Below are 12,595 nucleotides of genomic sequence, written 5' to 3' on the forward strand. Positions count from 1 at the left end.
ACACATTCATATTATGATGTCAACATTATTAATTGTTGTAATTATACTAGCGATTGCTTTTGACTACATTAATGGTTTTCATGATGCGGCCAACTCAATTGCTACAGTTGTTTCAACAAAAGTACTAACCCCCTTTATGGCAGTATTGTGGGCCGCGATTTTCAACTTCGCAGCTTACTTTTACTTTACCGACCATAAAGTGGCCAATACGGTTGCAAAAACTGTATTAGAAGAATATATTACATTAGAAGTTATTTTTGCTGGTTTACTAGCCGCAATAGGTTGGAACCTTTTCACTTGGTACTATGGTGTACCATCTAGCTCTTCTCACACACTTATTGGTGGATTTGCAGGTTCAGGTATGGCTTATGCTTTCATTGTAGGTGGAGATCCAATCCATGCGATTAATATTGATGCAACATTAAAAATCATTGCATTTATTGTCCTCGCCCCCATTATTGGGATGATCATATCCATTATCATCACCCTTGTCATTATTAACATTGCCAAAAACTCACGACCTGCAGTGGCAGAGAAATGGTTTAAAGTATTACAACTTGTTTCTTCTGCAGCATTAAGTTTTGCTCATGGTGGTAATGATGCACAAAAAGTAATGGGTATTATCTTAGTAGCTATGGTTGCAGGAGGTTATTTACCAAACACAGAGCATATGCCTGAGTGGATTCCATTAACATGTTATCTAGCAATTTCATTGGGAACAATGAGTGGTGGTTGGAAAATTGTAAAAACAATGGGTACTAAAATTACGAAAGTGACTCCTCTGGAAGGTGTAGCAGCAGAAACTGCAGGTGCCTTGACTTTAGGACTTACTGAACACTTCGGTATTCCAGCTTCTACTACGCATACCATCACCGGTTCAATTATCGGGGTAGGTATTGTTAAAAGAGTTTCGGCAGTAAGATGGGGGGTTACCATTAGTTTATTATGGGCCTGGGTATTAACTATTCCTGTCTCTGCATTGCTTGGCGCGATCACATTGTTTATTATACACTACATATTGTAATAATTTAAAGTATTTTCTCAAAAAAATATAAAGTAAAACAAAAATTTGGTACATTCGTCCGGATTTTTGTTTTACTGCTTTGCAATAAAAGCGGGAAAAATGAGTTTTTATTATAGTAAGAATTAAAACAATTGATCCTTTTTTAATTTCGGCACGGTGTTTGATTATTTCAAACCGTGATTGCACTTTAAACAATTGCATACAAAACAAGAACAATTAAAATTTAATAATAACCTTAAAACAAGAGTATGAACTATTCTACAATTAAAAAAACAGCTGTTGCTGCTTCCTTAGTTGCCGCTTTAGGCTTCGCTGATGTAGCACAAGCTCAAACTGTATTTGGTGGAAGATCACAATACAGAACTTGGTCAATCGGTGTTCAAGGTGGTATCACTACACCTAACGCTTTGATCGGTGGTAACAATGCTTTCGGTCAGAAAGTTGGTTACTTCCAAAATAAAGTAGGTGAGTACTACGGATTAACAGTTCGTAAACAATTTTCTCACTTATTTGGTTTAGAAGTTGAAGGTAACCGTGGTAAAATCAAAACTTTTAACCATGCTGAGTCAGGACCTGCTGTAGAGAACAAAGGTGGTGCTAAATCTGCTGAAACTGAAGTTAACTGGGCTGCTAGCTTAAATGGTGTATTCCAATTAGGTACTATCGATTTCTTGAGAAGAGAAAATTCAGTAAACTTTTACGCTAAAGTTGGTTTAGGTGTTATGGCTTATAACCCTGTTCAATATGCTAACAATGACTTCACTGGAACTGTTGTTTATGACAACAAAGGTAAAGTTGGTGAGGCTGTATTTGGCGATAGAGAATACAAAGGTGATAGAGATTACCGTTTAGGTATGTACGTTCCAGTTGGAGTTGGTGCTAAATTCAAATTATCTGAAGTTGTTGCTTTAAACTTAGGTTACACAATGAACTTCACTGATGAGGCTTTATTATACGGACCAAGCAGACAAGGAACTAGCAAACAACGTTTCTCTAACGTATACGGTGGTTTAGAATTCACTTTAGGTTCAAGAGACAAACAAAACTTGACTTTTGCTAACCCAGTTGCTACAATGTATGATGAGTTGAAAGATCCTTCATTACGTAACGAAGTTGAAGCTTTAAAACAACGCGTATCTACTTTAGAAGGTACAGTTAATGCTTTAAATACTGATTCTGACGGTGACGGTGTTTCTGATAAATTCGATAAAGAGCCTAACTCTCCTGCAGGTGCAGTAGTTGATGGATCTGGTCGTCAAATCAAATTCCCTGAGCCAGTTGCAAATGAATTCACTTCATCAAACGGTTACGTTGCTCCTATTCAATTTGAATTTGATAGCTCTGTATTGAAAACTCAATCTTACGCTACATTAGACAAAGTTGCTAAAGAAGTACGTGATAACAACTCATCTGTTACTTTAGATGGTTACGCATCTGCTGAAGGTTCTGAAGCTTACAACGTTTCTTTATCTAAAGACCGTGCTAACGCAGTAAAACAATACTTAGTTAACGCTGGTGTTGCTTCTTCTAAAATCACAGCTAACGGTTACGGTGAGGCTAATCCAGTAGCATCTAATGCAACTGAAGAAGGTCGTGTTCAAAACCGTCGTGTTGAGATCAAAAAATAATTATAGCTAACATATAATTTAGAAAGCCGATTCGCAAGAATCGGCTTTTTTATTTTGCATACTTTAATCCGTATCTTTGTAAAGTGAAATTAATTTTGTTAGTAAATTAATTAGACATAGTTATTAAAAATCACTATTTTCAACTAAGTTGGGTTTATTGATAGATTAAACAAGGATGATGGAAGAGGAATTTGATTTTGAATCCCCTGAGGAAAGAAAAATCTCGGTGGATCGGTACGAAGAAATGATTAGGAACGAAGACCAATATTTCTTTGATTCCAAAGCATTTGAAGGGATTATAGACTATTATATTGAAAAAAATGATCCTATAAAAGCATTGCAGGTTGCCGATTATGCAATTAATCAGCATCCTTTTGATATTACATTTTTACTCAAACAGGCACAACTCTATTCTTCAACACAGCAATTTGATAAAGCATTGCATGCACTGGCAAAAGCGGAATTGTTAGAACCCTCTGAAGGTGATATTTTTTTTATCAGAGGCGGAGTCTATGGCTCTAGAGGGCAATTTAACGAAGCCAAGGAACAATTATTCCAAGCATTGAGCCTTTCTGACAATAAAGATGAAATCTATTTCCACATTAGCGTAGTTTATCAGGGTGAAGGTGATTTTGAAAAAGCGATTTACTATTTAAAGAAAACGCTAGAACTCAATATGGAAAATCAAGAAGCACTTTATGAACTTGCTTACTGCTATGACATATTGGACAAACAAGAGGAGAGCGTAGAGTTTTATAAAAAATACATCGATTCTGAGCCTTACTCTTATTATGCCTGGTATAATTTAGGTAACGCTTATCACAAGCTTACGCAATATCCGGAAGCTATTGATGCTTACGATTATGCTATTTTAATTAAAGAAAATTTTTCTTCAGCATACTTCAATAAAGGAAATGCTTTAGTAAACCTTGATCGCTACCAGGAGGCTCTAGAGGTTTATAAACAAACTTTTGAATATGAAAAACCTAGCGCCGACACCTATTGTGCTATAGGGGAATGCCTAGAAAAATTAGAGCAAATGGAAGAAGCTCGAGTCTTCTATAAAAAAGCAGTTAAAATGGACGGTGATTTAGCAGATGCCTGGTTTGGGATAGGCGTTACACTAGACTTTGAAGAAAGACACTTTGAATCACTCCATTTTTATAAAAAAGCACTTGAACTTGACGATGCTAATCCAGATTACTGGTTTGCAATCGCGGATGCGCGCTATAAATTAAAACAGATTGATCTTGCACAAGAAGCATATGCTAAGGTTGTCACATTAAATCCACTAGATGTTGATGCCTGGTTAGATTATTCTTCTATCTTCTTTGAACAAGATAAAGTAGATGAAGCAATAGAAATTGTATCGGAGGCTATTACGAATAATCCAGAAGCTGCCGAATTATATTTTAGAATGGTAGCCTATTTATTTGCTAATGGCAAGTATAATGATGCTATTGTGTTTCTTGAATTAGGATTGGCAACCGACCCTGAAAAACATTATATTCTTTTTGATTACCTTCCGCAATTGCAAGGAAATCATATTATTTCAGAAATCATAAAAAAATATACTCCTAAATAAATGAAGAAATTAGGACTCATCGGTTTTCCATTAGGACATTCATTTTCTAAAAAATACTATCTGGATAAATTTGATAAAGAAATTATTACAGATATTAACTATGATTTATATAGTATAGAAGACATTCGGGAATTTGAACGGATTTTTAACGATCAAAACTTTTATGGTGTTAATGTAACAATACCACATAAGATCAATGTGCTACCTTATCTTCAGGAGCTATCTCCTGAGGCCCAAGCTATTCAAGCGGTCAACTGTATTCAGATTAAACATATGCCGTCAGGACCTTACTTAAAAGGCTTCAATACGGATGTTTACGGCTTTAAAGAATCGCTGAAACCACTGCTGGAAGAGCAACATACAAAAGCATTGATTCTAGGCAATGGGGGTGCGGCGAAAGCTGTGGAGTATGCATTAAATGAACTTGGAATTACTTATAAATTTGTTAGCCGGAATAAAAGTGAAAATAATCTGATCTACAGCGAACTTGATGCCGACATCCTCAATGAACATTATATTATTATTAACTGTTCGCCTGTTGGAACTTTCCCTAATATTGAAGATGCACCCAATATTCCCTATGAATATATTGGCAATAAACATTTATTATACGATCTTGTTTATAATCCAGCAGAAACCGCATTTCTTAAAAAAGGGAAAAACAATGGTGCAAAAATTAAGAATGGACTGGAAATGCTTGAGCTTCAGGCAGAAAAAAATTGGGAAATTTGGAATGAATTGTAATTACAATTATTCATTCACAGTGGCCTTATAGAAGATCAGTTGAATACCTTACATTCGAAATAAAACTTTATTTTTACAAATTATGTTGCAGATCAAGACTTTTACCTTTAACCCTTACCAAGAAAATACGTACGTCATTTATGATGAACAAAAAAACTGTGTCATCATTGATCCCGGCATGTATGGACCTGCTGATGAAAGAACGTTGACAGACTTCATTGAGCAAAATAGTTTAAATCCAAAGATCTTATTAAATACACATTGTCACATTGACCATGTGCTAGGTAATAGATTTATATTTGACACTTATGGTCTTTATCCCCAGTTTCATGAGGGAGAACTTCCGGTATTGATCGAGGTACAGAACTATGCTCCACAAATGGGTTTCAGGTATGATATCTCCCCGATTGGAGAAACATTTCTTACTGAAGAAAATGTGATAAAGATTGGTGATCATGAATTGAAAATTATATTTGCTCCTGGTCATTCCCCTGCTCATTTATGCTTTTATAGTGAGCCGCAAAAATTTCTGATTGGCGGCGATGTTTTATTTAAAAACAGCATTGGTAGAACAGATCTTCCAGGAGGTAACCATGATTTGTTATTAAAGAATATCAAGGAAAAAATATATATACTTCCCGATGAAGTTACTATTTATCCTGGGCATGGACCTACTACGACTATCGGTTTTGAAAAAGCGACCAATCCATTTATTAGAGGCTAATCACAATGAACTTACCATACCTTTTTGCTAAAAGATACTTATTTTCAAAAAAATCTGTTAATGCGATCAACATTATTTCAGGTATTAGCATCGTTGGCGTTATGGTAAGCAGTGCAGCACTCATTATCTTACTTTCTTCTTTTAATGGTATGGAAAACCTGATAATTTCCATGTACAGCCAGTTTGTGCCAGAAATAAAGATAGAACCTGCCCAAGGAAAGCTGTTTGATGCTAATCAACCTCCTATCCTTGCGTTAAAGAAAGATTCCAATATAATCGATTACACCGAAGTACTGCAGGAAAAGGTACTATTGGAATATGATAACCGCCAGTATATTGGTACTATTAAAGGTATTCAGGCAAATTCAATAGACCATAAAAGCAAAGATAGTTTATTAATAAGTGGAAGTTATACCTTGCAAACTGACAGTATTCCATCTGCGGTTATTGGAGCAGGTGTTCAAGCAAACTTGGGCGTATCTATTCACAGTGGCCTCCGTAATATTGATGTATATTCACCTAGAAAGGGCGCTAAAAATGCAGCAAATCCTGCCGATGAATTTAATATCAGATCTATACAGCCAAAAGGAATATTAAAAAGTCAACAAGATTTTGACAATTTAATTATCACCCCAATTTCATTTGCACAAGAAGTGCTTGGAGAATATGATCGCGTTTCAGCAATTGAATTTTATGTAAAAGACAAAGCAAATCTTCAACATTTCAAAAAGAAACTACAGACGGATCTTGGAGAAAAATATATTGTAAAAAACAGAGAAGAACAAAATCCGACTCTTTATAAAAATGTTCGCGTTGAAAGATGGGCCGTATTTTTTATTTTGACATTGATCAGTATAATTGCCCTTTTCAATATTGTAGGATCCTTAACCATGCTCGTACTAGATAAAAAAGAAGATATGAACATCTTAAAGAATCTCGGTGCTAACAGCTCCTTAATACAAAGAATATTTTTCTATGAAGGACTAATGATATCCTTAGTGGGTTGTGTAACGGGCTTGCTAATTGGTTACATCTTTTGTTATTTACAAATAAACTATGGTATCATAAAAGTGGAAGAGGGAGCTAATATGTTAATTGACAGCTACCCCATTGCAATCCGTTGGACAGACTTTGTCATCGTCTTCTTTACCATAACAAGTATAGCCGGATTAATTGCCTATTTTACTTCGAAAATAAGTGTACTGGAATTAAATAAAGCAGAAGCGACAGAATAAAGGATAGTTACTTCCCTTTTTTCCCTTTGGAAATTTGTTGAATTAAGCTGCCCCAAGCAAAAGGGTTTAATAGAGGATTCGCATACCGCTGATTAATAACTTTATTATTCATACTGCGATGATTATCATTTACATTATAATTATGCATCTCATCGGCAGTTCGAGGTACTCTAGCTGCCAAAGCATCTAAAGATTCCTTCGACAAATTTCGCTTCGCACGAATAATATTGTCTGAATCAACCTCCAGATTCATAAATGCAATGTTAAATTCCTCAATACTTGCCCAAGGATAAGGTGTCACCATCGGTAACTCCGTAATCAGATTTTTCATAACGATCGCAGTGGACAAACGATCACCCTCAATATTTGGAATAACATACCTTAAGGTTTCATAACCGACAGATGTAAAACGGAGCGTGTCTCCGACATGCGCTACAAAAGAGAAAAAGCCCTCGTTATTGGCCATATAGGCTTCATTGCGAAAGCTTTCATTCGTTATAGTTGTATAGCCCACAGGAAGACCAGAGCTAATCGTTTCTACAATACCACTAAACTGCAAGATTTTGCGCTCTTGGGAATATGAAGCATACCCCGAGAGAATGAAAAATAGAACAAAAATAAAGTGGTAGTTGAATTTCATAGCACAAATCTAAGACATTAACAGTTACACTGCTGTTAAATTGTGTTAATTAAAGCGGTCAATTATAATGCCTTAGGTGTCGGCAAACTAGCATTAGGGTCATTCATGTCCGTAATATTAATCGCTTCCACAGCAGTAATTTCAGGTACAGCCTTTCTAATAGCTTGTTCAAGACCAGCCTTAAAAGTCATAATACTCATAGAGCATGAAGCACATGCTCCTAATAATTTCAAACGAACAACATTATCTGCAGTGATTTCTTCCACACTAACATCACCACCATCAGTTTCCAAATACGGTCTAATTGTATCCAATGCTTGTTCAACTCTTTCTTTTAATGTCATACTAAAAACAATTTGAATGTAAATATAATCAAAATTTACTAAAATGATAAGAAGACTATCCGATTGATACTGTTTTTAAACAAGCAAATGACAATAGTATAAACATTCTAGAATTTATGGTTAAAAAAAGTTAATATGATTAAATTCATTGTATAGCTTCCAATATTGCACTATATTGCAACATAAAAATTTAATTGATTAGTATTACAAATTCACTTATCTTTGTAAAATGTTTTTAAATAGGCGTATAGCGGCTTTATGTGCCGGAATTTTGTTATTGGTATCGTTCAGTAGCTGTAAGAGTAAGTTTGAGAAGTTGCGAGCAAGCAATAATATCGCTCAGAAGTACGAAGAAGCGGTAAAACTATACGAAAACAAAAAATATAGCAAGGCTTTAATATTGTTCGAAGATTTAAGAACTAAATTTAGAGGACAGGCCGAAGCAGAAAATTTATATTATTTCACAGCTTTTGCAAGCTACAGACTAAAGGATTACACCTCTGCACGTTATCATTTTAAAGATTTCGCAGATGTTTATCCCAATAGTCCTAGAGCCGAAGAATGTCGTTTTATGTCTGCATATTGTTATTATCTAGATTCTCCAAAGTCAAGTCTTGACCAAGAGAATACAAGGAAAGCAATCGATGCACTACAGTTATTTGTCAATTTGTATCCTGAATCTGAAAGGGCAAAAGAAGCTGGTGAATTAATTCAAAAGCTGCGTGATAAATTAGAGCTTAAAGCATTTTCAAATGCTAGGTTGCTCTATGACATGGGTTTAAACGATGACTATAGAGCTGCTGTGATTGCATTGCAAAATGTATTGAAAGCCTATCCTGATACCAAGTATGCAGAAGAAATTGAGTACCTTACGGTAAAGTCTCAGTATAAACTTGCAACTCAGAGTAGTCCTGTCAAGCAAGCAGATCGCTTTTCTGAAGTTATTGACTATTATCGCTCATTTGCAATGTCATTCCCGAATAGCAAATATATGAAGGAAGTTGAATCTCTTCGTGATAGCGCCGAGAAAAAAATGAAAACTGCGGCGACCTACATGGCAACTGTTAATAAAGCCATAGCCGAACAAGAAAAAGAAAGAAAAGCAGCAATAGCCGCTAAAGAAAATAAAGATAATAAAGATAATACCCAAAAAAATGAGTCAAAAAAATAACAGCACTGTAGCAACTTCAACTGTAACTCGTGATTTAAGACAATTAGACACCGTTACCGACAATATTTATGAGTCAATCGTAGTGATCAGCAAACGTGCTAATCAAATTTCTGTTGACATCAAAGAGGAGTTGAATAGCAAACTTGCAGAATTTGCTACTAACAATGATAACTTAGAAGAGGTATTCGAAAACCGTGAGCAAATTGAAATCTCAAAACACTATGAGCGTATGCCAAAAGCTACACTTATTGCGATTGATGAATTCTTACACGATAAGGTTTATTTCAGAAATCCCGCTAAAGAGCAAGAATAATTTGCTTTATCTCAGTTGATATGAGCTTAGCTAAAAAAAATATTGTGATTGCTGTATGCGGTAGTATTGCCGCATACAAAATTGCACATTTGACTAGACTGCTAGTTAAAGAAAAAGCGAATGTTCAGATCATTATGACAAAAGAAGCGGCTGAATTTATTACGCCACTCACGTTGTCAACCCTTTCAAATAACCCCGTTTTAATCGATTATTTCGATCCTAAAACAGGGGAATGGAATAATCATGTCCATATCGGATTACAAGCTGATCTGATACTGGTTGCACCAGCAACTGCCAATACTATTGGAAAACTCGCAAATGGAATCTGTGATAGCTTGTTAACTGCGGTCTACCTATCTGCAAAATGTCCTGTGTTTATAGCTCCTGCGATGGATCTAGACATGTGGAAACATCCCTCGACTCAAAACAATATCCGCTTAGTCCAATCCTATGGAAACAGAATAATTCATCCCGGTAATGGAGAACTAGCTAGCGGCTTAATTGGAGAAGGAAGACTTGCAGAACCTGAAGAAATTTTAGATTTTATTACGCAAAGCTTTTCTCCTCAACTCCCTTTAAGCGGAAGGAATGCATTAGTCACTGCTGGACCTACATATGAAGCGATAGACCCTGTACGATTTATTGGGAATCATTCTAGTGGAAAAATGGGCTATGCTTTAGCAAAACAGCTTGTAGCTCTTGGTGCTAAGGTAACCTTAATCAGTGGACCTACCGCTTTAGATGCCCCGCAAAACGTAGATCGTATTCAAGTTACTTCTGCACATGAAATGCTTGAAGCTGTCGTACAACATTTTTCACAATCAGACATTATTGTTATGAGTGCTGCTGTTGCGGATTATACTCCGATCGAAGTTGCTTCGCAGAAAATAAAAAAGAAAGAAGATCAATTCTCCATTGCACTCAAGAAAACGACAGATATTCTAGCATCTATCGGAACTAAGAAAACAGAAAAACAGCTCTTAATCGGCTTTGCTTTAGAAACAAATAACGAAGTTGAGCATGCAAAAGATAAATTAATGCGTAAAAACCTGGATTTCATTGTCTTAAATTCAATGCAGGATAAAGGAGCAGGTTTTGCAACAGATACCAATAAAGTAACTGTAATTGACCGTTTTCAGCATATTCAAGAATTTACATTAAAATCAAAAGAAGATGTTGCAAAAGATATTTGTCAACTGATCGTACAACACCCTATTTTAACTCAAAAATAGTACTATTAACTATAGCTTCTCCTCAAAAGCTGAACAAGATACTATTCCATCATAATTAAAACTGATCAGATATTGCACGATCTCTTACCAAGCTGTTCCCTGTTAGATCACCCCATCATAAAACAAATAACAGTTTTCTAAATATTTTCCAAGAGCCTTTTTCATTCAAGAAAAGATTAAAATAGATGAAGGCACTCTTTCATAATTAACGTATTTTTGTGCTATGAAAGATTTCAAAAAATATTATATAATACCTGCAGAGCCAGAAGAAATATACCTAGCACTGACGACGGACATTACCATACGTCTTTGGACAGGTGATTTAGTAGAAATCGATCCTGTTATCGGTGGTGAGTTCTCGATGTGGGATGGTGCTATCACAGGAAAATTTATCGATTTGGTTCCCAATAAAACGATTGTTCAGCAATGGTATTTTGGAGAAGAAGAGGCTGATTCCATTGTTACCATCAAACTACATGAACACAAAAAAGGAACTTCAGTCGAGATAAACCACGTCAATATACCTGATGAAGCTTATGATGATATTGTTGATGGATGGGATGATCCATACATGAGCTCTTTATTAGACTTCTATACAGAAGATGGACGTTAAGAGCCCTTTTAAGGCTCTTAGCTTATTTATAAAAGAGTTAGAGGTCCAAGTTACCGACTAATTCTTTTAAACCTATCTCAGACAGCTTAGCCTGATAGCTAGCCTCTTTAAGCCTGCTCATAGCATTTACATAGTTTTCTTGAGCATCTCTAAATTCAACTGCACTTATCGTACCTATCTTATACTTGTCTAAAGTTATATTTAAATTTTGCTTTGCGATTTTTTCATTTCGCTCTTCCAGTTTAGCTAAGCTGATATTTGTCACATAGCTTTGATATGCTTTCAAAATAGTGGCATTAATGAGTTCTTTGGATCTCTCAATTTGAATCGAGGCTTTTTCCACCATTTGTTTAGCCACTCGCTCACTCCTCCGTTGATTAAAACCGTCAAAAATATTCATCGATGCCGTTACACCATAAGTCAAACCTCTTGCATTAGATTGAGAAACAAATCCCAAACTAGATTCTGATGACGAAAAGTTATAGCCAGAATTAAGTCGAACAACAGGTAAGCGTTTCGAGCGGACATCCTTTTGCTCCAGCTCGGCCAAACGTTTATCCAATTTGATTAATTGAAGCTCGATGTTTTGATTAGTAGCCTGTTCTAATAAAGCATTAATTTCCAAATTCTCATTGAATTGAAACTCATATTGAACCTCAAAATCTATCGTTAAATCCCGAGCCATCAATCTATTTAACTCCGTTTTCAAATTGGCAATAGTTTCCAATTTTTTTAATCGCAAGGATTGGTCCGCATTTAAGTTCACCTGTACATTGAGAACTTCCAATTTAGAAGCTTTTCCAATTTGAAAACGATTTTCTGCCGTTTTTAAACGATCAGTGGAAATAACTATTGAAGAATCTATGGTGTGCAAAAGATTCTCTTCCAGAACAATTGTATAATACATATTCAGCACATCGCCAACAGTTGTTAAAATGATCGATTTCAACTCGAGGTCACCCCTTGCTTTCAGTTGATTCAATTTCTCGTACCGCGCAAACATACCAAAGCCATCAAAAATGGTCCAGCCTAAACTAACACCATAATTCATGCTGTTATTTTTTGCGTTTTCCAACTCTCTCACCTCACCTGTACTTTGTGTTTGCTTGGAATTCTGATTACTGTTGCTCTGGCTAAAATTTGCAGTAAGATTTGGTAAGATTCCAGCATTCCCATATGTTGCATTTTCCTTAGCGATGATCACATCCTTCTTTGTCAGCAATACATCAAAGTTATTTTCCATAGCTATAGCAACTGCATCGTGAGCAGTAAGCACATTTTGTGAGAAAGCACTGCCTACAGGAATAAAAAGCAAGGCTAGTAGATAAAAAATCTTATTCAT

General features: G+C 35.7%; 13 protein-coding genes. 10 read left to right on the forward strand and 3 right to left on the reverse strand.

Translation table 11 applies throughout. From position 1 onward, the window contains the following. Window positions 1–13 precede the first annotated feature (13 nt). The 6 genes from FHR29_RS25515 to FHR29_RS25540 all read left to right on the forward strand — a co-directional run bounded on the left by FHR29_RS25515 (window position 14) and on the right by FHR29_RS25540 (window position 6,940). Window positions 14–1,024 carry an inorganic phosphate transporter gene (locus FHR29_RS25515; RefSeq protein WP_132770020.1) on the forward strand — a complete coding sequence of 337 codons (1,011 nt, stop codon included), beginning with the start codon at window positions 14–16 and terminating at the stop codon, window positions 1,022–1,024. Window positions 1,025–1,272: 248 nt separating this feature from the next. Next, on the forward strand, window positions 1,273–2,652 hold the full coding sequence (locus FHR29_RS25520) for an OmpA family protein (RefSeq protein ID WP_132844404.1): 1,380 nt from the start codon (window positions 1,273–1,275) through the stop codon (window positions 2,650–2,652). Window positions 2,653–2,830: 178 nt separating this feature from the next. Further along, window positions 2,831–4,237 (forward strand): tetratricopeptide repeat protein, encoded by a 1,407-nt coding sequence (locus tag FHR29_RS25525; RefSeq protein ID WP_132844442.1) that lies wholly within the window; start codon window positions 2,831–2,833, stop codon window positions 4,235–4,237. Next, window positions 4,238–4,981, forward strand: coding sequence for a shikimate dehydrogenase (locus tag FHR29_RS25530; protein ID WP_183918217.1), 744 nt, complete (start codon window positions 4,238–4,240; stop codon window positions 4,979–4,981). It abuts the gene before it with no gap. 82 nt (window positions 4,982–5,063) lie between these two features. Next, window positions 5,064–5,705 (forward strand): MBL fold metallo-hydrolase, encoded by a 642-nt coding sequence (locus FHR29_RS25535; protein WP_132844408.1) that lies wholly within the window; start codon window positions 5,064–5,066, stop codon window positions 5,703–5,705. 5 nt (window positions 5,706–5,710) lie between these two features. Beyond that, window positions 5,711–6,940 (forward strand): FtsX-like permease family protein, encoded by a 1,230-nt coding sequence (locus FHR29_RS25540; RefSeq protein WP_183918219.1) that lies wholly within the window; start codon window positions 5,711–5,713, stop codon window positions 6,938–6,940. A gap of 7 nt (window positions 6,941–6,947) precedes the next feature. Here the strand turns inward: FHR29_RS25540 and FHR29_RS25545 are convergent, their stop codons facing one another. Both FHR29_RS25545 and FHR29_RS25550 read right to left on the reverse strand, forming a co-directional pair. Beyond that, the gene (locus tag FHR29_RS25545; RefSeq protein ID WP_183918221.1) at window positions 6,948–7,580 is read right to left on the reverse strand and encodes a hypothetical protein; all 633 of its coding nucleotides are present in this window, start codon (window positions 7,578–7,580) and stop codon (window positions 6,948–6,950) included. Window positions 7,581–7,642: 62 nt separating this feature from the next. Continuing rightward, window positions 7,643–7,924 (reverse strand): NifU family protein, encoded by a 282-nt coding sequence (locus tag FHR29_RS25550; RefSeq protein WP_021190738.1) that lies wholly within the window; start codon window positions 7,922–7,924, stop codon window positions 7,643–7,645. 229 nt (window positions 7,925–8,153) lie between these two features. Between FHR29_RS25550 and FHR29_RS25555 the strand changes: the two genes are divergently transcribed. The 4 genes from FHR29_RS25555 (at window position 8,154) to FHR29_RS25570 (ending at window position 11,253) form a co-directional block, all read left to right on the forward strand. Continuing rightward, entirely contained in the window at window positions 8,154–9,095 is a 942-nt protein-coding gene (locus FHR29_RS25555) for an outer membrane protein assembly factor BamD (RefSeq protein WP_132770027.1), read from the forward strand. Continuing rightward, window positions 9,079–9,408 (forward strand): DNA-directed RNA polymerase subunit omega, encoded by a 330-nt coding sequence (locus tag FHR29_RS25560; protein ID WP_132770029.1) that lies wholly within the window; start codon window positions 9,079–9,081, stop codon window positions 9,406–9,408. The genes FHR29_RS25555 and FHR29_RS25560 overlap by 17 nt, the downstream gene beginning before the upstream one ends. 20 nt (window positions 9,409–9,428) lie before the next feature. Beyond that, a complete protein-coding gene (coaBC, locus tag FHR29_RS25565; protein WP_132844414.1) occupies window positions 9,429–10,640 on the forward strand; it encodes a bifunctional phosphopantothenoylcysteine decarboxylase/phosphopantothenate--cysteine ligase CoaBC in 1,212 nt (403 codons plus the stop codon). A gap of 223 nt (window positions 10,641–10,863) precedes the next feature. Further along, window positions 10,864–11,253, forward strand: a complete 390-nt coding sequence (locus FHR29_RS25570) for an SRPBCC domain-containing protein (RefSeq protein ID WP_021190742.1) — start codon at window positions 10,864–10,866, stop codon at window positions 11,251–11,253. Window positions 11,254–11,290: 37 nt separating this feature from the next. Here FHR29_RS25570 and FHR29_RS25575 read toward each other — a convergent pair whose 3' ends face one another. Next, a complete protein-coding gene (locus FHR29_RS25575; RefSeq protein WP_206368580.1) occupies window positions 11,291–12,595 on the reverse strand; it encodes a TolC family protein in 1,305 nt (434 codons plus the stop codon).

The sequence above is a fragment of the Sphingobacterium sp. JUb56 genome (assembly GCF_014191365.1).
Lineage (GTDB): Bacteria > Bacteroidota > Bacteroidia > Sphingobacteriales > Sphingobacteriaceae > Sphingobacterium > Sphingobacterium anhuiense.

Bases quoted from the DNA above. Each gene is read 5' to 3' on its own strand.
- FHR29_RS25515 (WP_132770020.1), top strand. From the start codon at position 14: ATGATGTCAACATTATTAATTGTTGTAATTATACTAGCGATTGCTTTT.
- FHR29_RS25520 (WP_132844404.1), top strand. From the start codon at position 1,273: ATGAACTATTCTACAATTAAAAAAACAGCTGTTGCTGCTTCCTTAGTT.
- FHR29_RS25525 (WP_132844442.1), top strand. From the start codon at position 2,831: ATGGAAGAGGAATTTGATTTTGAATCCCCTGAGGAAAGAAAAATCTCG.
- FHR29_RS25530 (WP_183918217.1), top strand. From the start codon at position 4,238: ATGAAGAAATTAGGACTCATCGGTTTTCCATTAGGACATTCATTTTCT.
- FHR29_RS25535 (WP_132844408.1), top strand. From the start codon at position 5,064: ATGTTGCAGATCAAGACTTTTACCTTTAACCCTTACCAAGAAAATACG.
- FHR29_RS25540 (WP_183918219.1), top strand. From the start codon at position 5,711: ATGAACTTACCATACCTTTTTGCTAAAAGATACTTATTTTCAAAAAAA.
- FHR29_RS25545 (WP_183918221.1), bottom strand. From the start codon at position 7,580: ATGAAATTCAACTACCACTTTATTTTTGTTCTATTTTTCATTCTCTCG.
- FHR29_RS25550 (WP_021190738.1), bottom strand. From the start codon at position 7,924: ATGACATTAAAAGAAAGAGTTGAACAAGCATTGGATACAATTAGACCG.
- FHR29_RS25555 (WP_132770027.1), top strand. From the start codon at position 8,154: ATGTTTTTAAATAGGCGTATAGCGGCTTTATGTGCCGGAATTTTGTTA.
- FHR29_RS25560 (WP_132770029.1), top strand. From the start codon at position 9,079: ATGAGTCAAAAAAATAACAGCACTGTAGCAACTTCAACTGTAACTCGT.
- coaBC (WP_132844414.1), top strand. From the start codon at position 9,429: ATGAGCTTAGCTAAAAAAAATATTGTGATTGCTGTATGCGGTAGTATT.
- FHR29_RS25570 (WP_021190742.1), top strand. From the start codon at position 10,864: ATGAAAGATTTCAAAAAATATTATATAATACCTGCAGAGCCAGAAGAA.
- FHR29_RS25575 (WP_206368580.1), bottom strand. From the start codon at position 12,595: ATGAATAAGATTTTTTATCTACTAGCCTTGCTTTTTATTCCTGTAGGC.